This is a genomic window from Streptomyces sp. NPDC003042 (assembly GCF_053591315.1).
In genome coordinates, this window is record NZ_JBSFTP010000095.1 from 1 (window position 1) to 25,861 (window position 25,861).

General features: G+C 73.6%; 8 protein-coding genes and 1 pseudogene. 6 read left to right on the forward strand and 3 right to left on the reverse strand.

The genetic code is table 11. The features are described from left to right. Both ACWDYJ_RS31785 and ACWDYJ_RS31790 read right to left on the reverse strand, forming a co-directional pair. Positions 1-1,908: pseudogene (locus tag ACWDYJ_RS31785) on the reverse strand (type I polyketide synthase); the annotation flags it as partial. Positions 1,909-2,007: 99 nt separating this feature from the next. Continuing rightward, the gene (locus tag ACWDYJ_RS31790) at positions 2,008-15,732 is read right to left on the reverse strand and encodes a type I polyketide synthase (RefSeq protein ID WP_451569057.1); all 13,725 of its coding nucleotides are present in this window, start codon (positions 15,730-15,732) and stop codon (positions 2,008-2,010) included. A 353-nt stretch (positions 15,733-16,085) separates the two neighbouring features. On the opposite strand from ACWDYJ_RS31790, the gene ACWDYJ_RS31795 reads away from it, so the two are divergent. The 6 genes from ACWDYJ_RS31795 (at position 16,086) to ACWDYJ_RS31820 (ending at position 25,424) form a co-directional block, all read left to right on the forward strand. Next, positions 16,086-17,450, forward strand: coding sequence for an FAD-dependent oxidoreductase (locus ACWDYJ_RS31795; protein ID WP_451569058.1), 1,365 nt, complete (start codon positions 16,086-16,088; stop codon positions 17,448-17,450). Between the two features lie 2 nt (positions 17,451-17,452). Continuing rightward, a complete protein-coding gene (locus ACWDYJ_RS31800; RefSeq protein ID WP_451569059.1) occupies positions 17,453-18,295 on the forward strand; it encodes an alpha/beta fold hydrolase in 843 nt (280 codons plus the stop codon). A gap of 69 nt (positions 18,296-18,364) precedes the next feature. Continuing rightward, the gene (locus tag ACWDYJ_RS31805; protein WP_451569060.1) at positions 18,365-19,981 is read left to right on the forward strand and encodes an MFS transporter; all 1,617 of its coding nucleotides are present in this window, start codon (positions 18,365-18,367) and stop codon (positions 19,979-19,981) included. Between the two features lie 10 nt (positions 19,982-19,991). Next, positions 19,992-21,551, forward strand: coding sequence for an aspartate aminotransferase family protein (locus ACWDYJ_RS31810; RefSeq protein WP_451569061.1), 1,560 nt, complete (start codon positions 19,992-19,994; stop codon positions 21,549-21,551). Positions 21,552-21,908: 357 nt separating this feature from the next. After that, positions 21,909-23,582: an AfsR/SARP family transcriptional regulator gene (locus ACWDYJ_RS31815; protein ID WP_451569062.1), complete on the forward strand. Its 1,674-nt coding sequence runs from the start codon at positions 21,909-21,911 to the stop codon at positions 23,580-23,582. 204 nt (positions 23,583-23,786) lie between these two features. After that, complete coding sequence (locus ACWDYJ_RS31820; protein WP_451569063.1) at positions 23,787-25,424, forward strand: FAD-binding oxidoreductase; 1,638 nt, start codon at positions 23,787-23,789, stop codon at positions 25,422-25,424. Between the two features lie 215 nt (positions 25,425-25,639). Here the strand turns inward: ACWDYJ_RS31820 and ACWDYJ_RS31825 are convergent. Then, positions 25,640-25,861 (reverse strand): SDR family oxidoreductase (locus ACWDYJ_RS31825; protein WP_451569064.1); only part of this gene is annotated, 222 nt, incomplete at its 5' end.

Genomic DNA, 25,861 nt, shown 5'->3' on the forward strand with positions numbered 1-25,861 from the left:
GGCGACCTCGACGGCGAACAGCGCGGGCTGCGTGTTGCCCGTCTCGTCCAAGCCCTCACCGGAGACGATGACCTCACGGACCGGCCGGTCCAGGTACTGGTCGAGCTCCACGGCCACGGCGTCGAAGGCAGCGGCATAGGCGGGAAACGCGGCATACAGCTCCTCGCCCATCCCGGCGCGCTGCGCACCCTGACCGGTGAACAAGAACGCCGTCTTCCCGGCGGTCTTCGCCCCCCGCACCACGGCCGGCGAGGCCTCGCCCGAGGCCAGCGCCCGCAGACCCGCGAGCAGCGCGTCCCGGTCGGTGCCCGCCACCACCGCTCGGTGGTCGAACAGCGCGCGCCGGCCGACCAGCGCGCGGCCCACCGCGGCCGGGTCGAGGTCCTCGTGCTCCCCGGCGTACGCCAGCAGCTGCTCGGCCTGACCGGCCACGGCCTGCGGGGTCTTGCCGGACAGCACCCACGGAACCACCGGCAGCGCCACCGGCGCCGGCAGCGGCTCCGCCGCCCCGCCCTCGGGCTCCTCGGCGGCCGGAGCCTGCTCGATCACCACGTGGGCGTTGGTGCCGCCGAAACCGAAGGAGGACACGCCCGCACGGCGCGGCGCCCCGGTCTCGGGCCACTCACGGGCCTCCTGGAGCAGCGATACCGCGCCCGCCTCCCAGTCGATCCGCGTCGAAGGCTCCTGGGCGTGCAGGGTCTTGGGCATGAAGCCGTGCCGGATCGCCTGCACCATCTTGATGACGCCGCCGACACCGGCCGCGGCCTGGCTGTGCCCGATGTTCGACTTCAGCGAGCCGAGGTACAGCGGCCGGCCGGCCGGCCGGTCCTGGCCGTACGTCGCCAGCAGCGCCTGCGCCTCGATCGGGTCGCCCAGCGAGGTGCCCGTACCGTGCGCCTCGACCAGGTCCACATCGGCCGTGGTCAGACCCGCGTTGGCGAGCGCCTGCCGGATGACCCGCTCCTGGGAGGGGCCGTTCGGGGCGGTCAGGCCGTTGGAGGCGCCGTCCTGGTTGACCGCCGTACCGCGGATGACCGCGAGGACCTGGTGCCCGTTGCGCCGGGCGTCCGAGAGCCGCTCGACCAGCAGCAGGCCCACGCCCTCGGCCCAGCCGGTGCCGTCGGCGTGCTCGGAGAAGGACTTGCAGCGGCCGTCGGCCGACAGGCCGCGCAGCCGGGAGAACTCGATGAAGGCGGTCGGCGTCGACATGACGGCCGCGCCGCCGGCGAGCGCGAGGTCGCACTCGCCGGCCCGCAGCGCGTTCGCCGCCATGTGCATGGCCACCAGCGAGGAGGAGCAGGCCGTGTCGACGGTCACCGTCGGCCCCTCCAGGCCGAAGGTGTACGCCAGGCGACCCGAGGCGATGCTGCCCGCGCTTCCGCTGAACAGGTAGCCCTCGTTGCCCTCGGCGGGCAGGCCCGCCCGGGAGCCGTAGTCGTTGTACATCAGGCCGGTGAAGACACCGGTGCGGCTGCCGCGCAGCGACGCCGGGTCGATCCCGGCCCGCTCGAAGGCCTCCCACGTGGTCTCCAGCAGCAGCCGCTGCTGGGGGTCCACGGCGAGCGCCTCGCGCGGGGACATCCCGAAGAACTCCGGGTCGAAGCGGTCCGCCTGGTGCAGGAAGCCGCCCTCGGCGGTGTACGAGGTGCCCGCCGCGTCGGGGTCGGTGTCGTACAGCCGCTCCAGGTCCCAGCCACGGTTGACGGGGAAGCCGCTGACGGCGTCCACCCCGTCCGTGACCAGCTGCCAGAGGCCTTCGGGAGTGGCGACCCCGCCGGGATACCGGCACGCCATCCCGACGATCGCGATGGGCTCCTGTGCCTTGTCCTCTACCTCGCGCAGACGCTTCTTCGCGTCCCGGGCATCGGCGATGGCCCGCTTGAGGTAGTCCCGGAGTTCTTGCTCGTTCGCCACGTGATCTCAGCTCCCCGACGTGATGTGGCTGGGTGATGATGAATGGAGGGTTCGCATGCCGCGCTGCGGCCCGGACGCCCTACGGCTCGACGGTCAGTCGAGGTCGTCGAGGAGCGCGAACAGCTCCTCGTCGCTCGCCTCTTCCAGGTCGGCGTTGCCGTCCTCGGCCTTGGCACCGCTCGCCGTGTCGGCGATGTCCAGCAGCTCGCGCAGCCGGCCGGTGATCTGGTCGAAGGCCTCGCGGTCCGAAGCGGCCGCCTGGATGGCGGACTTCAGCTTGTCGAGGCCCGACAGGACCGGCCCGGCCGCTGACACGTCCTCCACGGTGATCTGCTGGCGCAGGTACGCGGCGAGCGCGGCCGGGTTCGGGTAGTCGAAGACGAGGGTGCTGGGCAGCCGCAGACCGGTCGCCGCGTTGAGCTGGTTGCGCAGCTCCACGGCGGTCAGCGAGTCGAAGCCCAGCTCCTGGAAGGCGCGGTCGGCGTCGATGCCGCTGTGGTCGGCGTGGCCGAGCACCGCCGCCACCTGGGCCCGTACGAGGTCCGTCAGCGCCGTGACGCGCTCCTCCTCCGGCAAGGCGCCGAGACGCTCGGCCAGCGAGGGGCCGTCCGTACCGGCCCCGGCGCCGCTGCCCGCGACCGCGCGGCGCGCACCGGCCGGAGCCAGGTCCCGCAGCAGCGGCAGCAGCCGGTCGCCCTGCTTGCGCAGGGCCTCCACGGCGAGCCGGGTGACGGCCAGGACCGGTTCCCCGGTGCCGGGGGCCGCGTCGAAGAGGTCCATCGCGTCGGCGGAGGACAGCGGCAGCAGGCCGAGCCGGGCGAGGCGGCGCAGGTCCGCCTCCTCCAGCGAGCCGCTGATGGTGGAGGCCTGGGCCCACAGGCCCCAGGCCAGTGAGGTGGCCGGGAGTCCGGCGGCCTGGCGGTACTGGGCGAGGGCGTCGAGGAAGGTGTTGCCCGCCGCGTAGTTGGCCTGGCCCGCGTTGCCGATCAGGCCCGCGATGGAGGAGTAGAGGACGAAGGCCGACAGGTCCAGGTCCTTGGTCAGCTCGTGCAGGTTCCAGGCCGCGTCCACCTTCGGCAGCAGCACCTTCTCCAGCCGCTCCGGCGTCAGGTCCGACAGGACGGTGTCGTCCAGCACACCGGCCGTGTGGACCACCCCGGTCAGCGGCTGCTCCGCGGGGATCGCGGCCAGCACGCCGGCCAGGGACTGCCGGTCCGTCACGTCGCAGGCGGCGAGGGTGACCTGCGCGCCGAGCCCGGTCAGCTCCGTGCGCAGATCCTCGGCGCCCGGGGCGTCCTGGCCGCGGCGGCTGAGCAGCAGCAGGTGCTTGGCGCCGTGCTCGGTGACCAGGTGCCGGGCCAGTACGCCGCCCAGCGCGCCGGTCGCGCCGGTGATCAGGGTGGTGCCCTGGTCCCAACGAGCAGTCCGGGCCTCGGAGTTCTGCGCGGTCCGAGCCAGGCGCGGCACCAGCAGCTCCGTACCGCGCACCGCGATCTGCGGCTCGCCGGAGGCCAGGACCGAGCCGGGCAGGCCGGCGGCGCCGTCGGTGTCCAGGTCGACCAGGACGATCCGGCCCGGGTTCTCCGTCTGCGCGACGCGCAGCAGACCCCAGACACCGGCGTGCGCCAGGTCCGTGACGGGCTCCCCGCCGGTGGCGATCGCGCCCCGGGTCACCACCACGAGGGTGGAGTCCTCGAAGCGCTCGTCCGCCAGCCAGGCCTGCGCCGTCGCGAGGGTCTCGCGCAGCGCCTGCCGGGCGGCCACGGCGACCTCACCGGTGACGGCGGCCGGAGCCAGCACCACCGTGGCGGGCACGGACCCGGCCGCGGCGACCTCCTCCAGCGAGGCGTACGGGCGGGCGCCCGCGACCGTGACGTCCCCGACGACGGCCCACCCGGAGGTGTCCACCGCGGAGGCCGAAGGCAGGCGCGGTTCGGCGAGCGCAGCCCACGCGACCTTGAACAGGCCGTCCCTGGCCGTCGAAGCGGCCTCCCGCAGCGCCTCCTTCGACACCGGGCGCAGCAGCAGTGACTCGACGGTCGCCACCGGCGCCCCGCTGCCGTCCGCCACCGTCAGCGCGGCCTGGAGGGTGTCCGAGTCCTGCCCGGACAGGGTCAGGCGCACCCGCAGGACCGACGCGCCCACCGCGTGGACGCTCACCCCGGACCAGGAGAACGGCAGCCGTGCCTGGCCCGTGTCGAAGGCCACACCCGGCAGCAGCGGGTGCAGCGCCGCGTCCAGCAGCGCCGGGTGCAGCAGGAATCGTCCCGCGTCGGCGCGCTGCGCGTCGGGCAGCCGCACCTCGGCGAAGATCTCGTCCTCGCCCAGCGTCCACAGCCGCGACAGGCCCTGGAAGGCCGGCCCGTACGCGTAACCCAGCGCCTCCAGGCGCTCGTAGGCCCCCTCGAGGGAGACCTCGAAGGCCCCGGCCGGCGGCCACACCGTGAGCGGTTCGCCCGCGTCGCCCGCGGGGGCCAGGGAGCCGTTCGCGTTGAGGGTCCACGGCCGGTCGGTGGCCACGTCGCCGTCGTCGGGCCGGGAGAAGACCTCCACGCCGCGGCGGCCCGTGCCGTCCGCCTCGCCGACAACCACCTGGACCTGCACGCCGTCCTGCTCGGGCAGCACCAGCGGCGCCGACAGCATCAGCTCCTCGACCCGCTCGACACCGAGCTGCTCGCCCGCCCGCGCGGCCAGCTCGATCAGGCCGGTGCCGGGCAGCAGCACCGTGCCGTGCACGGCGTGCTCGGTCAGCCAGGCGTGCGTGCGGCGCGAGAGCCGGCCGGTGAACAGGTACTCGTCGCGGTGCGCCGCAGCGACCGCCGCGCCCAGCAGCGGGTGGCCGGTCGCCGCCAGACCCAGCCCGGCCGCGTCGGCCGGGGTCTGCGGGTCCTCCAGCCAGTACCGCTCGTGCTGGAACGCGTACGTCGGCAGGGTCACCGTGCGGGCGCCCGGGAACAGCTTCGCGAAGTCCGGACGGGCACCGCGCATCCGCAGCAGGGCCATCGCCGCGGCGACGCTCTCCGCCTCGGGCCGGTCCCGGCGCAGGGCCGACGCGAGCGCGCCCGCCTCCTGCTCCAGGGAGCCCTGGGCGAGGGCGGTGAGCACCCCGTCCGGGCCCAGCTCCAGGTAGTCGGTGACGCCCTGCTCCTCCAGGTAGCGGATCCCGTCGGCGAAGCGCACGGCCTCCCGGATGTGCGTGGCCCAGTACTCCGGCGAGGTCAGCTGCTCCTCGGTGGCCAGGGTGCCGGTGACGTTGGAGACCAACGGGATGCGCGGCGCGTGGAAGGTCAGCCCCGAGGCGACCTCGCGGAACTCCGCCAGCACCTCGTCCATGTGCGGGGAGTGGAAGGCGTGCGAGACCGGCAGCCTCTTGGTGCGGGCGCCCTTCGCCCGCCAGGCGTCGCACAGCTCGTCCACGACGTCCGCGTCACCCGAGACGACCATGGAGGTCGGGCCGTTGACCCCGGCGATGGCGACCTTGTCCCCGTAGGGGGCGAGCGAGGCGCGCACCTCCTGCTCGGTGCCCTGGATCGCGGCCATCGCCCCGCCCTCGCGGGCGGCCTGCATCAGCCGGCCGCGCTCGGCGACCAGGCAGCAGGCGTCGCCCAGTTCGAGGACCCCCGCCAGGTGGGCGGCGGTGACCTCGCCGATGGAGTGGCCGAGGAGGTAGTCCGGGGTGAAGCCGTAGTGCTCGAACAGCCGGTACAGGGCCACCTCGATGGCGAACAGCGCGGCCTGCGTGAAGGACGTCTGGTCGATCAGGGCCGAGTCCGCCGAGTGCTCCGGGGCGAACAGGACGTCCTTGATCGGGCGGGCCAGTTCGGCGTCGAAGCGGGCACAGATCTCGTCCAGCGCCTTCGCGAAGACCGGGTTCGAGGCGTACAGCTCGCGGCCCATGCCCAGGCGCTGGCTGCCCTGGCCGGTGAAGAGGAAGGCCGTCTTGCCGGGGCGCGCCGAGCGGCCCCGTACGACGTTGCTCGCGGACTCGCCGTGCGCCAGCGAGGACAGGCCCCGGACCAGGGACTCCCGGTCGGCGCCGACGACGGCCGCGCTGTGCTCCAGTACCGCGCGTCCGGTGGCCAGCGAGAAGGCGATGTCCCCGGCGGACAGCTCCGGGTGGTCCAGTACGAACCTGTGCAGCCGGGCCGCCTGGGCCTGGACGGCCTTCGCGTCCTTTCCGGACACCAGCCACGGCACGACGCCGGCGGGCGCCGACGGCCCCGCCGCGGGGGCGGGCCGGCGGGCGGCCGGGGCCTGCTCGATGATGACGTGGGCGTTGGTCCCACTGATGCCGAAGGAGGACACGCCCGCGCGGAGCGGCCGGCCCTGCTCGGGCCAGGGCGTCTCCTCGGTCAGCAGTGCCAGCGCGCCCGCCTCCCAGTCCACGTGCGGGGACGGCTCGTCCACGTGCAGGGTGCGCGGCAGGGTGCGGTGGCGCATCGCCTCGATCATCTTGATGACGCCGCCGACACCGGCCGCGGCCTGGCTGTGGCCGATGTTCGACTTGAGGGAGCCCAGGTACAGGGGCTGGTCCTCGGGCCGGTCCTGGCCGTAGGTGGCCAGCAGGGCCTGCGCCTCGATGGGGTCGCCGAGGGTGGTGCCGGTGCCGTGGGCCTCGACCGCGTCCACGTCCGCCGGGGTCAGGCCGGCGTTGGCGAGGGCCTGGCGGATGACCCGCTCCTGGGCCGGGCCGTTGGGGGCGGTGAGGCCGTTGGAGGCGCCGTCCTGGTTGACGGCGGTGCCGCGGATCACGGCCAGGACCTGGTGTCCGTTGCGCTTGGCATCGGAGAGCCGCTCCACGAGGAGCAGGCCGACGCCCTCGCTCCAGCCGGTCCCGTCCGCGCTCGCCGAGAAGGACTTGCAGCGGCCGTCGGGGGAGAGCCCGCGCTGGCGGGAGAACTCCACGAAGGTGTGCGGGCTGTTCATCACGGTGACGCCGCCCGCGAGCGCGAGGTCGCACTCGCCGGAGCGCAGGGCGTTCGCCGCGAGGTGCATGGCCACCAGCGAGGAGGAGCACGCCGTGTCGACGGTGAGCGCCGGGCCCTCCAGGCCGTACGTGTAGGAGAGCCTGCCGGAGATGACGCTGGAGAGGTTGCCCGCGAGCAGGAAGCCCTCGAACTCCTCCGGGGTGGCGCTCAGCCGGGACGCGTAGTCGTCGTACATCGCGCCGGTGAACACACCGGTGTTGGTGCCGCGCAAGAGGGCCGGGTCGATGCCCGCGCTCTCGAAGGTCTCCCACGCCGTCTCCAGCAGCAGGCGCTGCTGCGGGTCGGTGGCGGTCGCCTCGCGCGGGGAGATCCCGAAGAACTCCCGGTCGAAGAGGTCCGCCTCGTGGAGGAAGCCTCCCTCGCGGACGTACGAGGTGCCCGTGTGCTCGGGGTCCGGGTCGTACAGGCCGTCCAGGTCCCAGCCGCGGTTGACCGGGAAGCCGCTGACCGCGTCCACCCCGTCGGCGACGAGCCGCCACAGGTCCTGGGGGGAGTTCACTCCGCCGGGGAAGCGGCAGGCCATGCCGACGATGGCGATCGGCTCGTCGGAGGCGCCCTTGGCGCGGGCCTTGACGGCCTTGGCCGGGGTCGCGCCCGCGTCCGCGGACACCTTCGACAGGACGTACGCCGCCAGGGCGCCCGGGGTCGGGTGGTCGAAGACCGCCGTCGCCGGCAGCCGCAGGCCGGTGGCCGTGCCGAGCCGGTTGCGCAGGTCCACGCCGGCCATGGAGTCGAAGCCGATGTCGCTGAAGGCCCGCTGCGGGTCGATGGAGGTGGCGCCCGCGTGGCCGAGCACCGAGGCCACGGTGGAGCGTACGAGGTCCAGTACGGCCTGGGCCCGCTTGTCCTCGGGGAGCGCGGCGATCTGCCGGCTCCAGCCCGAGTCACCGGCGCCGCCTCCCGCGCCGGCCTGCGCGGCACGGCGGGTACGGGTGCGGACCAGGCCGCGGTAGAGGGCGGGCGGCGCCTCGGCGGCGCCGCGGAACCGGGCGAGGTTCAGCGCGACGGGCACCAGCAGCGGCTGGGTGCCCTCGATCGCCGCGTCGAACAGGGCGAGGCCCTGCTCCGGGGTGAGCGGGGTCATGCCCGCCCGGTCCCAGCGGGCCAGGTCGGCGTCGGTGAGGCCGGCGCCCATGCCGTGGCTGCTGTCCCACAGGCCCCAGGCCAGCGAGGTCGCCGCCAGGCCCGAGGCGCGGCGGTGGGCCGCGAGGGCGTCGAGGTAGGTGTTGGCGGCCGCGTAGTTGGCCTGGCCCGCGGTGCCGGTGACACCGGAGACCGAGGAGAACAGCACGAAGGCCTTCAGCGGCAGCCCACTGGTCAGCTCGTGCAGGTTCCGGGCCGCGTCCACCTTCGGGCGCAGCACCGCCGAGACCTGCTCCGGGGTGAGGGACTCCACCGTCGCGTCGTCCAGCACGCCGGCCGTGTGCACCACGGCCGTCAGCGGGTGCGCCGGGTCCACGGCGGCCAGCAGCTGCGCCACCGACGCCCGGTCGGCGGCGTCGGCCGCGACCACGCGCACCTCGGCGCCCAGGGCGGAGAGTTCGGCGGCGAGGGTGTCCGCGCCCGGGGTGGCCGGGCCGCGCCGGCTGGAGAGCAGCAGGTGCCGTACGCCGTGACCGGTGACCAGGTGGCGGGCGAAGAGCGCGCCCAGGCCGCCGGTGCCTCCGGTGACCAGGACGGTGCCCTCGGAGCCGAGCACCGGCTCCGCCGGGGCGGGGGTCGCGGCCGCGCGGGCGAGCCGGGGGGCGTACAGCTCGCCCGCGCGGACCGCGAGCTGGGGTTCGCCGGCGGCGAGCGCGGCGGCGATGAGGGAGTCCGGGGTGCCCTCTTCGGCGTCGACGAGCACGAGCCGGTCGGGGTGTTCGGACTGCACCGAGCGGATCAGACCCCAGACGGGGGCCGCGTCCAGGTCGGCGACGTCCTCGCCGCCCAGGGCGGCCACCGCGCCGGTGGTGACGAACACCAGCCGGGAGTCGGCGAACCGCTCGTCCGCCAGCCACGCCTTGACCAGGGCCAGCGTCTTCAGGGTCGTCAGGTGCGCGCCCTCGACGGTGGCCCCGGCCGCGCCGGCCAGGCGTACGAGGACGTCCTTGCCGGCCTCGGCGGCGGAGAGGTCCTCGCCCGCCTCGGACCAGTCGGCCTCCGGGCCCTGGGGGGCGGCCACGGCCGCCCACTGCACCGTGTACAGCGAGTCGTGCGCGCCGCCGTCGGCGGAGGCGGCGGTGAGCTGCTCCTTGGCGACCGGGCGCAGCGTCAGCGACTCGACCTCCGCGACGGGCGCGCCCGCCGCGTCGGCCAGGGTCAGCCGGTAGGTGTCGCTGCCCGTCGGGGAGATCCGTACGCGCAGCTCGGCGGCGCCCGCCGCGTGCAGGGAGATCCCCGACCAGGCGAAGGGCAGCCGGATCCGGTCGCCGTCCCCGGGGGTGGCGGCGTCCAGCACCAGCGGGTGCAGTACGGAGTCGAAGAGCGCGGGGTGCACCCCGAAGCGGGCGGCGCTCTCGCGGTGCTCCTCGGGCAGCCGGACCTCGGCGTACAGGTCCCGGCCGTCGCGCCACAGGGCCCGCAGCCCCTGGAAGGCGGGGCCGTACGCGTACCCGAGGTCGGCGAGGCGCTCGTACACGCCGTCCAGCGGCTCGGCCTCGGCGCTGGCCGGCGGCCAGGCGGAGAGGTCGCCGTCCTCGTCGGGGGCGGTGGCCTCGGCGAGCGCGCCGGTGGCGTGCCGGGTCCAGGGCTGTGCCTGGTCCTCGCCCGTGTCGGGGCGGGCGTGGATGGAGAACGGGCGGATCCCGGAGGCGTCCGGGGCGCCCACCGCCACCTGCACGCGCACGGGATCACGCCCGGTCAGCGCGAGCGGGGCCTCCAGGGTCAGCTCCTCGACGCGGGTGGCGCCGAGGTGGTCGCCGGCGGCGACGGCCAGCTCCAGGAAGCCGGTGGCGGGCACCAGCACGGTGGTGCCGATGGTGTGGTCCTTCAGCCACGGGTGGCCGCCGACCGAGATCCGGCTGGTGAACAGGGCGTCCTCGCGGTCCGCGAACTCCACGGTGGTGGACAGCAGGGGGTGGTCGGAGGCGTCCAGGCCCAGGCTGCGGGCGTCGGTGGGGGCGCTCGGCGAGAGCCAGTACAGCTCACGTTGGAAGGGATACGTCGGCAGTTCAGGGAGTTCGGCCGGCTCCACCGGGGCGGCGCCCGCGAAGAACGTCGCCGCGTCCAGGGAGGCGCCGGCGGTGTGGGCGCGGGCGATGCCCGTGGTGAAGGTCTCCGTCTCGGGGCGGCCCGCGCGCAGCAGCGGCACGGCGACGACGGCCGCGTCGTCCAGGGCGCCCTGGGCCAGCGCGGTCAGCACCGCGTCCGGGCCGACCTCGACGAACACGGTCGCACCCTGCGCGGCCAGCTCCACGGTCGCGTCGAGGAAGCGCACGGCGGCGCGGATCTGGTTCGCCCAGTAGTCGGGGGAGGTCAGTTCGGCGTCGGTGGCGAGCTTGCCGGTGACGGTGGAGACCACCGGGATCGCGGGCGCCGAGAAGGTGAGGGAGGCCGCGACCGTACGGAACTCCTCCAGGATCTCCGCCATGTGCGGGGAGTGGAAGGCGTGCGAGACGGTCAGGCGCTTGGTCTTGCGGCCCTGCTCCCGCCAGCCGGCGGCGATCTCCTCGGCGACGGACTCGTCACCGGAGATCACCACGGACGCCGGGCCGTTGACGGCCGCGATCGACACCGCGTCCTCGTGGCCGGCGAGGGAAGCGGCGATCTCCGCTTCCGTGCCCTGGACGGCGATCATCGCGCCGCCGGAGCGGGCCGACTGCATCAGCCGGCCGCGCGCGGCCACCAGCCGGGCCGCGTCGTCCAGGGTCAGCACCCCGGCCGCGTGGGCGGCGGCCAGCTCGCCGATGGAGTGGCCTGCCAGCAGGTCCGGGGTGACCCCGTGGTGCTCCAGCAGCCGGAAGAGGGCCACCTCGACGGCGAACAGGGCGGGCTGGGTGTACGTGGTCTCGTCGAGCAGGGCCGCCTCGGGGCTGCCCCCGGCGGCGAAGACCACCTCGCGCAGCGGCCGCTCCAGGTGGGCGTCCAGCGCGGCGAACACCGCGTCGAGCGCCTCGGCGAAGACGGGGTGGCGCGCGTACAGCTCACGGCCCATGCCCAGGCGCTGGGCGCCCTGGCCGGTGAAGAGGAACGCGGTGCGCCCGGCGTTCGCGGCGCTGCCGGTGACCACGGCGGGCGAGCCGGAGCCCGTCGCCAGCGCGTCGAGCCCTGCCAGCAGCGCGGCCCGGTCCTCGGCGAGGACGACTGCGCGCTCCTCGAAGAGGGTACGGGTGCTCGCGAGCGCCCGCCCGACGGCGGACGGGTCCGCCTCGGCGACGAGGGCGCCGAGCCGCCCGGCCTGGGCGCGCAGCGCCTGCGGGGTGCGGGCCGACAGCAGCCAGGGGGCGGGCAGCGCGGGCGCCGCCGGCTCCTCGGCCGGGGCGGCGGAGGCGGGCTGTTCGGGGGCCTGCTCGATGACCACGTGGGCGTTGGTGCCGCTGATCCCGAAGGAGGAGACGGCGGCGCGGCGCGGCCGGCCGGTCTCGGGCCAGGCCCGCTCCTCGGTGAGCAGTTCCACGGAGCCGGCCGACCAGTCGATGTGCGGGGAGGGCTCGTCGGCGTGCAGGGTCCGCGGCAGGACGCCGTGGCGGATCGCCTCGACCATCTTGATGACGCCGCCGACGCCGGCGGCCGCCTGGGCGTGGCCGATGTTCGACTTGAGGGAGCCCAGGAACACCGGGGAGCCGCCCTCGCGGGCGCTGCCGTAGGTGGCCATGATCGCCTCGGCCTCGATCGGGTCGCCGAGCTTGGTGCCGGTGCCGTGCGCCTCGACCGCGTCCACCTCGGTGGTGTCCAGACCGGAGTCGGCGAGGGCCTGGCGGATGACGCGCTGCTGGGCGAGGCCGCTCGGGGCGGTCAGGCCGTTGGAGGCGCCGTCCTGGTTGATGGCGGAGCCGCGCAGCACCGCGAGGACGCGGTGCCCGTTGCGCTCGGCGTCCGAGAGCCGCTCCACGAGGAGCAGGCCGACGCCCTCGGCCCAGCCGGTGCCGTCCGCGTCCGCGGAGAAGGACTTGCAGCGGCCGTCGGGGGCGAGCCCGCGCTGGCGGGAGAACTCGACGAACATGCCGGGGGAGGACATGACCGTCGCGCCGCCCGCCAGCGCGAGATTGGTCTCGCCCGACCGCAGCGAGCGGATCGCCAGGTGCAGGGCGACGAGCGAGGAGGAGCAGGCCGTGTCGGTGGTCACGGCCGGGCCGAGCAGGCCGAGCTGGTAGGCGATCCGGCCCGACATCACGCTGGTGGTGCTGCCGGTCAGGACGGAGCCCTGGACGCTCTCGGGGGCCTCGTACATGCGCGGCCCGTACTCCAGCGCGGTCGCGCCGACGAACACGCCGGTCCGCGAGCCGTGCAGGGCCTCGGGGCGGATCCCGGAACGCTCGACGGCCTCCCACGCGGTCTCCAGCAGCAGCCGCTGCTGCGGGTCCATGGCGAGGGCCTCGCGCGGGGAGATCCCGAAGAACGCGGCGTCGAACTCGCCCGCGTCGTGCAGGAACCCGCCGCGGCGCACGGCGCTCTTGCCGGGCTGGTCGGGGTCGGCGTCGTACAGGTCCTCGGGCCAGCCGCGGTTCTCGGGGAAGCCGGAGACGGCGTCGCCGCCCGCCGCGACCAGGTCCCACAGCTCGGCGGGGGAGGAGATGCCGCCCGGGAAGCGGCAGGCCATGCCGACGATCGCGATGGGCTCGTCGGCATCGGCGCCGGAGCGACGGGTGAACTCCTCGGCGAAGTCCGCCGCGCCCAGCAGCTCGGCCTCGACGAACTCGGTCAGCGCCTGCGGAGTGGGGTGGTCGAACAGCAGCCCGCCGGGCAGCCGCAGGCCGGTGGCCTCGGCCAGTGCCTTGCGCAGCTCGGTGGTCATCATCGAGCTGAAGCCGAGCTTCTGGAACGGGGTGCGCTGCTCCAGCGCCTCCCCGGGGCCGTACTCGAGGATCGCGGTGACGTGCGAGGTCACCAGCTCCGACACCACGCGCCGGCGCTCGGCCGCGGACAGCCGCGCGAGGCGCAGGCCCAGCTCGCCGCGCGGGGCGGCGTCCGGGGCGTCCTGCGCGGCCGCGGGGGCGGCGGCGAGGGCGGGGGCCTCCTTGCGGGCGGCGGCGTCGAACCAGTACGGGCGGCGCTGGAAGGCGTACGTCGGCAGGGCGAAGCGGCGCGCGCCACCGCCCTCGTGGCCCAGGCCCCGGTACAGCGCGCTCCAGTCGACGCCGGCGCCGCCCGTGAAGGCGGTCGCGACGGCGGTGAGCAGGGTCTGCGCCTCGGGGCGGCCCGCGCGCAGGGCGGGAGTGCCCTCGGTGAGGGCGCTGAGGACCGCGTCAGGGCCGATCTCCAGGAGGACGTCGGCGCCCAGCTCGGCGAGGGTCTTCGCGGCGTCGGCGAACCGGACGGCGCCGCGGACCTGGTCGGTCCAGTAGCAGGGGGTGCGCAGGTCGTCCCCGGTGGCGAGCTGGCCGGTGAGGGTGGAGACGACGGGGATGCGCGGCTCGGCGTAGGTCAGCTCCTTGGCGACCTTGTGGAAGTCCTTCAGCATCCCGTCCATGTGGGGGGAGTGGAAGGCGTGCGAGACGGTCAGCCGCTTGGTCTTGCGGCCCAGCGCGGCGATCCGCAGCGCGACGTCGACGGCCGCGTCCTCGTCGCCGGAGATGACGACCGAACTCGGACCGTTGACCGCGGCGATCGAGAGCCGCTCGCCAAGTCCCTCGAGGAGCGGGAGGACTTCTTCCTCGGTGGCCTGTACGGCGATCATGGCGCCGCCGGTCGGCAGGGCCTGCATCAGCTTCGCGCGGGCCGCGACGAGCCTGGCCGCGTCGGCGAGCGAGAGGACGCCCGCGACGTGCGCGGCGGAGATCTCGCCGATGGAGTGCCCGGCAAGCTGGTCGGGCTTGATGCCCCACGACTCGATGAGCCGGTAGAGGGCGACCTCGACGGCGAACAGGGCGGGCTGCGTGTTGCCCGTCTCGTCCAGGCCCTCGCCGGAGGCGATGACCTCACGGATCGGCCGGTCCAGGTACTGGTCGAGTTCGGCGGTGACAGCGTCGAAGGCAGCGGCGTAGGCGGGGAACGCGGCGTACAGCTCCTCGCCCATCCCGGCGCGCTGCGCGCCCTGACCGGTGAAGAGGAACGCGGTGGTGCCCGTGGCGGGTTCGCCCCGCACCACCCCGGCGGCCGGCCGGCCCTCGGCCAGCCCCCGCAGGCCCTCCAGGAGCGCCTCGCGGTCGGAGCCGACCACGACCGCGCGGCGGTCGAAGGCGGTACGGGTGGTCGCCAGCGCGAAGCCGGTGTCGGCGAGGCCCGGCGCGCCCTCGGCGCCGGCGAACTTCGCCAGGCGGGCGGCCTGCGCGCGCAGCGCCTCGTCCGACCGGGCGGAGAGCACCCACGGCAGGACCGCGGGCTCGGCGGCGGGGGCGTCGGCGGCGGGCGCGGCGGCGGTGGCCGGCGCCTCGGAGACCACGACGTGGGCGTTGGTGCCGCCCATGCCGAAGGAGCTGACACCCGCGACCAGGGCGCGGTCCGGGTGCGGCCACGCGGAGTGCTCGCGCTGGACGGCGAGACCCAGCTCGGCGAGCGGGATGGCCGGGTTCGGGGTCTCGAAGTTGAGGCTCGCGGGCAGTTCGCGGTGGGAGATCGCCAGCAGGGTCTTGATCAGGCCCGCGATGCCCGCGGCGCCCTCCAGGTGCCCGATGTTGGTCTTCACCGAGCCGACGCGCAGTGCGTCGCCCTCCGCCCGGTCCGCGCCGAGCGCGGCGCCCAGGGCGGCGGCCTCGATCGGGTCGCCGACGGGGGTGCCGGTGCCGTGCAGCTCGACGTACTGGACCCGCTCGGCGGGGCCGAGCGCGGCCCGCTCGTGGGCCAGGCGCAGCACCTGCTCCTGGGCGGCCGGGCTGGGCACGGTCAGGCCGGCGGTGTTGCCGTCGTTGTTGACGGCGCTGCCGCGGATGACGCCGTAGACGCGGTCGCCGTCGGCGAGGGCCTGCTCCAGGGGCTTGAGGACGAGGACGCCGGCGCCCTCACCGGGGACGAAGCCGTTGGCGCGGGCGTCGAAGGTGTAGGTGACGCCGTCGGGGGAGAGGGCGCCGAATCGTTCCTCCGTGGTGGCGTTCTCCGTCAGCAGGTTGAGGTTCACACCCGCCGCGAGGGCCGTCGTCGACTCCCCGTTGCGCAGGCTCTCGCAGGCCAGGTGCACCGCGACCAGCGAGGAGGACTGCGCCGAGTCCACGGTCAGGCTCGGACCGGTCAGACCCAGGTAGTAGGAGACCCGGTTCGCGATGACACCGCGGTTCACCCCGGTCATCGTGTGCTGGGTGATGGCCTCGGTGCCGTACTGGTACAGCAGGTTGGTCCAGTCGTCGCGCAGCGTGCCCACGAACACCGAGGTCCGGCTGCCGCGCAGGGCCGCCGGGAGGATGCCCGCGTCCTCCAGCGCCTCCCAGGCCAGCTCCAGCACCAGGCGCTGCTGCGGGTCCATCGCCGCCGCCTCGCGCGGGGAGATGCCGAAGAAGCGGGCGTCGAAGAGGTCCACCCCGTCCAGGAACGCAGCGCGCCCCGGGCCGTCACCGGGGGCCGCCGAGCCGTCCCGCGGCACGCCCCAGCGGCCCGGCGGGACCTCGGCGACGGCGCTGGACCCGCTCCGCAGGAGCTCCCAGAACGCGGCCGGGCTCTCGGCTCCGGGAAGCCGGCAGGACAGCCCCACGACAGCGATCTGCCGCACCTTCTCGGTGCGCGCCCCGGCTGCTACAGGATTCTGCTCACTGGTCACCACGCTCGGCTGCCCTTTCCTGGGTTTACTGCGCCTGGTATTACTGCTGCGCCTGGATTCACCGCGGTCTTCGAACTGCGGACCGCAACTATTCGCGGAGTTCCGTACCGGGCCTAGAAAATCTAGTCCCCGACAGACTAGTAAAGGCAGGCTCACAAACAGTCATGGCCCGGTAACTCCAGTCGCTGGAACGCCTGATGAGCGGCCCGTTGCCACGCAATGAGCGGCCGGTGGAACGCCTGCGGATACCTTCGTTGCGGGCTTACGCGATTCAAATAACCGCAGTCGTGCGCATTGGTCTCGCAGGGCTCGAGCCGGGCTGTAGTGATGTGCGAATTCAAGGAGAGCTGATCGCTGTGAGTGCTGCATCTTCCCAAGGGGTCAACCCCGGATCCGCCGGAAACGTGACCGGAGGTCGCGCGGTCGTCCTCGGCGGGAGCATGGCCGGCCTCTTCTCGGCCCGCGCCCTCTCCGAGAACTTCGCCGAGGTCGTCGTCGTCGACCGTGACGAGCTGACCGGTCCGAACGACCTGCGCCGCGGCCTCCCCCAGGGCCACCACCTGCACGGCCTGCTCTCCCGCGGGCAGCAGATCGCCGAGGAGTACTTCCCCGGCCTCACCGAGGAGATGAAGGCCGCCGGCGCCCAGCTCGGCGACGTGGCCGGCGACGTCCGCTGGATCATCAACGGAAAGCGGCTCCAGAAGGTCGACTCCGGGCTCTTCGCCCTCTGCTCCAGCCGCCCCTTCCTGGAGCGCCACGTACGCAACCGCGTGCTCGCCCTCCCGCAGGTCAGCTTCCTGGAGCAGTCCGACATCCTGCGCCTGACGACCACCGAGGACCGCCGCGAGGTCACCGGCGTCGTCGTCCGCCGCCAGGACGGCACCGAGGAGACCGTCCAGGCCGACCTCGTCGTCGACGCCACCGGCCGCGGCTCGCGCACCTCCGTGTGGCTCCAGGAGTTCGGCTTCGACGCCGTCGACGAGGAGAAGCACAAGATCGGCCTCGGTTACACCACCCGTTACTACCGGGTCCCGGACGAGGCCTTCGAGGGCAACATCTCCATCAACACCGTCGCCTCCGCGGGCATACCGCGCGGCGCGATCTGCCAGAAGGTCGACGGCGGCCGCTCCATCGTCACCGCCTACGGCATCCTCGGCGACCACCCGCCCACCACCCCCGAGGGCTTCCTCGACTTCATCAAGTCGCTCGCCGCCCCCGACATCTACGAGGTCCTCCAGGCCTCCGAGCCCCTCGACGAGCCGGTCGCCTACAAGTTCCCGACCAACCTGCGCCGCCACTACCAGCGCCTGACGGACTTCCCGGCCGGCCTCCTCGTCCTCGGCGACGCCGTCTGCTCCTTCAACCCGAGCTACGCCCAGGGCATGACCGTCGCGGCCCTCGGCTCGCTCGTCCTGCGCGACCACACGGCCAAGGCTCAGCGCCCCGACCCGATCGCCTACTTCAAGGACCTCGCCGCGAACGCCATCGACGGCTGCTGGGAGATGGCCGTCGGCGCCGACCTCAGCTTCCCCGAGGTCGAGGGCGAGCGCACCGAGGAGGTCCAGCAGGCCCACGCCTTCATCGCGCAGGTCCAGGAGGCCGCCTCGCGCGACGCCGTCGTCTCCCGCGCCTACGCGCGCGTGATCGGCCTCGTCGACTCGCCGGCCGTCCTGCACGACCCGCAGATCGAGTCCGCCATCGCCGCGGCGTCCCAGGAGTAGTCATGAACATCACCCTCGGAGACCTGGTCTTCGACGTCGACGTGAGCGGCCCCGCCGACGGGGACCCGGTCCTGCTCCTGCACGGATTCCCCCACAACAAGGAGTCCTGGACCGAGACCGAGCCCCTGCTGCACGCGGCCGGGCTGCGCACGATCGCCCCCGACCAGCGGGGCTACTCCGACGGCGCCCGGCCCGGCGAGGTGGCGGCGTACCGCATCGAGCACCTCGCCGCCGACGCGCTCGGGATCCTCGACGCCCTGGGCATCACCACCGCCCACGTCGTCGGCCACGACTGGGGCGCCGCGGTGGCCTGGTACCTGGCGGCCCACCACCCCGACCGGGTGCGCACGCTGACCGCGCTGGCCATCCCGCACCTCGACGCGTACCAGCACGCCTACCGCGTGGACGAGGAGCAGCAGCACAGCTCCCAGTACGTGGAGTTCCTCGTCTCCGAGGGCGCGGCCGCGCACTTCCTCGCCGACGACGGCGCGCAGCTGCGCGCCTGGTTCACCCAGGCCGGCGAGGGCGTCCTGACCGACGCCCAGATCGACCGCTACGTCACCACCCACACCAGGCCGGGCGTCCTCGACGCCGCCCTGAACTGGTACAGGGCCAACAACCTGCTCGGCGACGACCTCGGCTTCGGCCCGGTCACCGTCCCGACGACCTTCGTCTACAGCCGCACCGACACGGCGGTCAGCGAACTGGCCGTCGAGAAGACCGCCGACCACGTCACCGGCCCCTACCGGCTCGTGACGCTGGAGAAGACTTCCCACTGGCAGCCGCAGCAGGACCCCGGCACGGTCGCCGCGGAAATCCTCCGGCTGGTCCGCACGGCCCCCTAGGGGGTGTTCGGCGGATCAGGGTCGGACACCCCCTAGCGCGACCAACAGAACATAGATGAAGGGATAACCATGTCTTCGAACACCGCCGCCCCCGCGGTGGAGTTGCGGGCCGGGCCGCGGGAGTGGTTCGGACTCCTCGTCCTGCTGCTGCCGGTGACTCTGATGACGGCCGACCTCGGCGTCCTGTGGCTGGCCACCCCGTACGTCACGGCCGACCTGCGGCCCACCAGCTCGCAGCTGCTGTGGACCACTGACATCTACGGGTTCCTTACCTGCGGGTTCCTGGTCGTCATGGGAACCCTCGGGGACCGGATCGGGCGCCGCAAGCTCCTGATCCTGGGCTCCGTCGGCGTGATCGCCGCCTCGCTGCTCGCCGCGTACTCGACCAGCCCGGAGATGCTGATCTTCGCGCGCGCCCTGCTGGGCGTGGCCGGCGCCGCGGTCCTGCCGTCGACGCTCTCGCTGATCATCCACATGTTCAAGGACGCCCGTCAGCGGGCGACCGCCATCGCCACCTGGGTCACTGCCCTGTCCGTCGGCATCGCCGTCGGCCCCGTCATCGGCGGTGTGCTGCTCGACGCCTGGTGGTGGGGGTCCGTCTTCCTGATGGGCGTCCCGGTCATGCTGGTGCCGCTGCTGCTCGCGCCCCTGCTGCTGCCCGAGTACAAGGACCCGAACGCCGGGAAGATCGACCTGGCCAGCGTCGTGCTCTTCCTCGCCGCGATCCTGCCGATCGTCTACGCCTTCAAGAAGTTCGCCGAGCACGGCTTCAGCGTGGGCAACCTCGCCGCGCTGCTGATCGGCGCCGCCTTCACCGTCGTGTTCGTCCGCCGGCAGAACTCCCTGGACACCCCGCTGCTCGACATGCGGCTGTTCAAGACCCGCGCCTTCACCGGCGCGCTGCTGACCCTGCTGTTCGGCATGATGGCGCTCAACGGCGTCGAGTACCTGGTCCCGCAGTACCTGCTGGTCTCCGGCGGGCTCACCCCGCTGGCCGCCGGCCTGTGGCTGCTGCCCGGAGCCGTCGGCCTGATCCTGGGCTCGCAGCTCACCCCGGTCTTCGCCAAGCGGATCCGCCCCGCGTTCGTCATCACCGCGGGCCTGGTCGTCACCTTGGCCGGCTTCTGGCTGACCGGGATCGCCGGCCCCGACAAGGACGGCATCGTGCCCGCCTCGCTCGGCCTCGCCGTCATCATGTTCGGCGTCGCCCCGATCAGCGTCCTCGGCACCTCGCTGGCCGCCGGCGCCGCGCCGCCGGAGAAGGCGGGCAGCGCCGCCGCCACCGGCCAGACCGCCTACGACCTCGGCCTCGCGCTGGGCATCGCCGTGACGGGCTCCATCGCCGTCGCCGTCTACCGCGGCCAGGTCGACGACAACCTCCCGGCCGGCGTCACCCCCGACGCCGCGGAAGCCGCCCGCGACACCGTCGGCGGCGCGACCGACGCCGCCGCCTCCCTCCCGGGGGACCTCGGCGCCCAGCTGGTGACCGTCGCCCGCGACGCCTTCACCTCCGGGTTCCAGGCGACGGCCTGGGTCAGCGCCGGCCTCGCCGTCGTCACCGGCGTCATCGTCCTGTCGCTGCTGCGCCACATCCCCGCGATCGGCGCCGCCGAGGCGCCGGCGGAGGAGGCCCCGGACGACGCGCCGGCCGCCGCCGCCCGCGAAGAGTCCACCACCAACGCCTGAAGGGACTGACATGAGAGACGAACCCACCACCGTCGGGACCGAGTTCGCCGAGCCGTTCCTGCTGGGCGTGCTGGCCTCCGGCGGCCTCGACGCCGAGTACGTGCGCGGCGAGGGCAACACCCTCTACCGCCGCGGCGAGGACGGCGCGGAGATCCCCGTCATCGACTACGTCGGCGGCTACGGCTCCCTGATGCTCGGGCACAACAACCCCGAGATCAACGCCTACGCGAAGGAGCTGCTGGACGGGCAGACCCCCGTCCACGCGCAGTTCTCGCGCCACCCGTACGCCAACGACGTCGCCGAGGTCCTCAACCGGATCCTCCAGCGCGAGCGCGGCGACGACGAGCAGTACTACGCCATCTTCGCCAACAGCGGCGCGGAGGCCGTCGAGGCCGCCGTCAAGCACGCCGAGCTCGACCGGGGCCTGCGCCTGACGGCGCTCACCGACGAGATCGCCTCGCACGTGGAGGACGTACTGGCCCAGGTCACGTCCGGGCGGGCAGCCGTCCCGGCCGGGGTCGCCGACTCGATCGAGGACCTCGTCTCCGACGTGGTCGCCCGCAACGAGGCGCAGGCCGCGCGCTCACCGCTGTTCCTCGTCCCCGAGGGCGGCTTCCACGGCAAGCTCGCCGGCAGCGTGCAGCTCACCCACAACGAGGGCTACCGGCTGCCGTTCAAGGCGCTGGCCGCGCAGTCCCGCTTCGTCCCGCGCGACCAGCCCGGCGCGCTGCGGAAGATCATCGACGAGGAGCGGGCCCAGCTGCTCGACCTCGTCGTCGAGGGCGGCCAGGTCCAGGTCGTCGAGCGGGACTTCCCGCTGTTCGTGGCCTTCGTCCTGGAACCCGTGCTGGGCGAGGGGGGCATCCACGAGCTGACCGCGGAGTTCGCCCGCGAGATCCAGGACGTCTGCGCCGAGGCCTCGATCCCGGTCGTGATCGACGAGGTGCAGACCGGCATGGGCCGCACGGGCGACTTCCTCGCCGCCACGCGGCTCGGGCTGCGCGGCGACTACTACACCCTGGCCAAGAGCCTGGGCGGCGGCATCGCCAAGGCCGCGGTGATGCTCGTACGCAAGCCGCTCTACCACGGGCAGTTCGAGCTCGCCCACAGCTCGACCTTCGCCAAGGACAGCTTCTCCTGTCTCATCGCCCTCAAGGTGCTGGAGATCATGGAGCGCGGCGACGGCGAGGTCTACCGGCTCGCCGCCGAGCGCGGCGAGAAGCTGCTCGGCATGCTCCGCTCGGTACGGGACGACTTCCCCGGCATCGTCCAGGAGGTGCGCGGCCGCGGCCTGATGCTGGGCCTGGAGTTCCACGACCAGTCGGGCTCGGAGTCCGACCCGCTGCGGGCGGTCGCCCAGAGCGGCTTCTTCGGGTACTTCGTCTCGGGGCACATCCTGCGCGCGCACCGCATCCGCACCTTCCCGACCTCCAGCGCGGTCAACACGCTGCGCTTCGAACCGTCGGTGTACCTCACCGACGAGGAGATCGACCGGCTGGAGGCGGCCCTGCGGGACGTCTGCGTGATCATCCGGGACACGGACGGAGCGAGCCTGGCACCGGTCGCCTGACAGGTGGCGGCACGCAAACCAAACCGGTCATGCTTTTTGAGGGACCCTCAGGGACTGTTCTCAGCCTCCTTTCTCTCCATCGGCTTGTGACCCAACCCACAGCGATGCGGCCTCACCCCTGACCGCAGCACCGCCAGAGGGCCCGGGATCCCCCCTTCCCGGGCCCTCTGACCTTTGGTTTTTCAAGAATCGGGCGCCTGGGAGGGTGTGCGGCCCGCACCCTCTCACCGAACGTACCGAGCAAGGCTTTTGACAAACCGGAGTGTTGGTTTGTAATCTCCGAGCGAGTGAGCATGACGTATCAGCCGCAGGACCGGGGGAGTTATGCGCTTTCGGATGTTGGGTCCGCTCGAGGTGATGTCCGCTGACCAGCCCGTACCGCTCGGCGGAACCAAGCCGCGTGCCACGCTGGGTTATCTGCTTCTACAGGCCAACCAGGTCGTCCCCACCAGCCAACTGCTCACCGCGCTCTGGAGCGCGGACGACGCGCCCGTCACGGCGCGCAAGATCCTCCAGAACGCCGTGTGGGGACTGCGCGGCATGCTGAACCAGTGCGCTCCCGGCGAGGGGGCGCCGGCCGAGCTCGTCACCCGCGCACCGGGCTACATGATCCGGGTCGATCCCGACCACGTGGATCTGCACCTCTTCCGCCAGCGCGTGCGCCAGGGCCGCGCCCAGCTCGCGGCCGGCGCCCCGCACGAGGCGGCGACCCTGTTCTGCGAGGCCCTGGAGCTGTGGCGGGGACCGGTCCTGTCGGACCTGGTGGAGACCGGCACGATGTGGCCCGAGCTCACCGCCGTGCAGAACGCCCGCCTCGACGTCCTGGAGGACTACTTCGAGGCGAAGCTGCGCTGCGGCCAGCACTACGCCGTCCTCGGCGAGCTGGACACCACGGTCGAGGCCGAGCCGCTGCGCGAGCGCTCCTCCGGCCAGCTGATGCTCGCCCTGTACCGCTGCGGGCGGCAGGCGGACGCGCTCAGCGTGTACAACCGGATCCGCGCCACGCTGGTGGAGGACCTCGGCCTGGAGCCCGGCCACGAACTGCGCAGGCTCCAGCAGGCGATACTCGCCCACGACCCGGCCCTGAACCTCCCCCCCGCCGCGGTGATCCTCGGCGGCCCGGCCCCGGTCGGCGTACCGGGGGGCCAGGTGCGCCGGCGTGAGGACGGCGCCGGCGCGGCGGCCCCGGCGGCCCGAGCGGACCGGTACGCGGAGCGCTACACCGACCGGCCCGTCGAGCGGGCCGTCGACCTGTACGCCGCCGAACGCACCGCGGAGCTCGCCGCCGAACGGGCCGCGCGCGCCGACCGCGTCGAGGAGCTCACCGCCGAGCGCCCCGCCGAGCGCTACGAGGACCCGCGCGAGGAACGCCCGGAGGACCGGCGGCGCATGCTGGCCGCCGTACCCACCCGCCCCCGCGGCCTGCTGCTCGCCGACCGCCCGGCCCAGCCCAGGGGAGCGCCGGTCCGCCGGCAGCCCGCGCCGCGCCCCGTCGTCACCGAGCGCCAGCGCATCAGCGTGCTCCTCGTGCAGACCCGGATCACCCCGGAACTCGGCGGCGGCACCCCCGATTTCCTGGACGAGATGCTCGAGAACGTCAACGCCGTCGTCCGCCGGCGGATCGAGCGGTTCGGGGGCGACGCCGTGACCTCGATCGGAGCCGTCTCGCTCGGCCTCTTCCGGGCGGGCGGCGAGGAGGGCACCGCCGTACGGGCCGTCCGCGCGGCGGCAGCGATCCGCGACCGGCTCACCGACCCCGCGGCCGACGCCGCGCCGGGCCACTCCCCGTGGCATGGCCTGACCCTGCACGCCGCCGTGGCGACGGGGAACGCACTGGTCCGTTTCCGGCCAGATGACCCCACCGCCGCGCCGTCCGTCAACGGCGCCCTGCTGGACACCTGCCAGTGTCTGCTGGAACTCTCGCCGGCCGGTGAGATCCAGCTCTGCGATGCCACCCGCGAGGCCCTGCGGCCCGCGGTCCCGCACGACGCGCTGGCGGGTTCCCCGCTGGCCGGGGTCCGGGCCGTCTGAGCTGCGCCGTTTCGATCCGCTCTGCCGCGGCTCTTTCCCCCTTCACAAGCGGAATTGGTGGAGGATTACTCGACGATGGAATCTGGCCGATAATTTGTGGTTTCACAACGACTGACGGCCATTGATTCCACCCCGCCTCCACCAGGTGTGCGGCGTGATGCGAGTTCCGCACTCGTGAACCAATTCCTCGTGGAGGTACACGGAATGACCGGAGTTTCCCGCCGCGTGTTCATGAAACACAGTGCGGCCGCCGGCGGCGCAGCCCTCGCACTGCCCGCACTGGGCGGCTGGGCGGGTGAGGCGTTCGCCGCCGAGCCGACGGCCGCCGCCGGCATCGCCTCGGCCGAGCTGGTCACGGTAACGCCGTCCGACCCGCGCTACGCGAGCCTGGTGGCCGGGGCCAACGGCCGCTGGGTCGGCACGCCGAACTACGTGCTCGTGGCGAGCACGGCCGACCAGGTCGTCCAGGCCGTGCAGGAGACCCTCAACAAGGGCCTCCGGTTCACCGTCCGCAGCGGTGGCCACTGCTACGAGGACTTCACGAGCAACGCCAACATCCGTGTCCTCATCGACATCTCGGCCATGACCGGGATCTCGTACGACTCCGCCCGCCGGGCGGTCGCCGTCGACGCGGGCGCCCAGCTGGGCAGCGTCTACGAGACCCTCTACAACAACTGGGGCGTCACCATCCCCGGCGGCACCTGCCCGAGCGTCGCGCTCGGCGGCCACATACCCGGCGGCGGCTACGGTCCGCTGGCCCGCTCCCACGGCGTCACCATCGACCACCTGTACGCCCTTGAGGTCGTGCACGTGGACTCCACCGGCACGGCCCGCAAGGTCGTCGCCACCCGCGACGCGGGCGACCCCAACCGCGAACTGTGGTGGGCGCACACCGGAGCGGGCGGCGGCAGCTACGGCATCGTCACCCGCTACTGGTTCCGCGGCCCGAACGCGACCGGCACCGACCCGGCGCTGCTGCTCCAGAAGGCGCCGCGCGAGCTGATCATCTCCGAGGTCGCCTTCTCCTGGACCGGGATGACCGAGGCCGCCTTCAGCCGGCTGCTGCACAACTTCACGGCCTGGCACGAGGCCAACTCCTCCGCGACCTCGCCGTACGCGAAGCTGTTCAGTGCCATCAAGCCGCGTCACAAGCTGGCCGGCGAGTTCCTGATGAGCTCGCAGATCGACGCCGCCCTGCCGAACGCCGACTCCCTCCTGGACCAGTACCTCGCGGCCATCGTCGCGGGCACGGGTCTGACGTACCGGGTCGACACCCGCAAGCGCGTCGACTGGCTGTACAACGTCCTGCACTGGCCGGGCCTCGGCGGCTCCGGCTTCGAGGGCAAGGGCCGCTTCAAGGCCAAGTCCGCCTACCTGCGCAAGACGATGCCGGCCGCGCAGATCAAGGCGTTCTGGAAGCACCTGACGCGCACCGACTACACCAACTCTGCGGCCCTCGTCGAGATCGCCGGCTACGGCGGCGCGGCGAACCTGCCCGCCTCCACCGCCACCGCCACCGCGCAGCGCGACTCCATCCTCAAGATGCTGTTCGTGAACCTGTGGGCCACCCCGGAGGAGGACGCGGCGAACCTCGCGTGGATCCGCGAGTTCTACCGGGACGTCCACGCCGCCACCGGCGGAGTGCCGCGACCGGGCGGAGTCAACGACGGCGCGTTCATCAACTACCACGACGCCGACCTCGCCGACCCGGCGCTGAACACCTCGGGCATCCCCTGGACCCAGCTCTACTTCAAGGACGGCTACTGCCGCCTCCAGGCGGCGAAGGACAAGTGGGACCCGAAGAACGTCTTCAGCCACACCCTGTCGATCCGGAACACCTGACCGGACCCGCGCAGACGGCCCCCGGCCCGAGGGAAACCCCCTCGGGCCGGGGGCCTTCGCGTGCGCCGCCGTGCCGCCGTGCCCGCCGGCCCCGCCCCGGACCGGGCCGAGGATCCGTCCGGGCACACCGGGCCCACGGCGAAGGCCGCCGCCTCCCCGGTGTACGGGGGAGGCGGCGGCCCGGGGCCGTCCGTGTGCGGACGAAGGAGCCCGCGTCAGATGCCGAGGCCGGAGCCGCCGCTGACGTCGATGTTCTGGCCGGTCACCCAGCGGGCGTCGTCCGAGGCCAGGAAGGAGACCACGTCGGCGACGTCGCCGGGCTGGCCGACGCGGTTGAAGACGGAGAAGGCGGCGGCCTGGGCCTTGGCCTCCGGGATCGCCATCCACGGGTGGATGTCGGTCTCGATGGTGCCGGGGGACACCGCGTTGACGGTGAT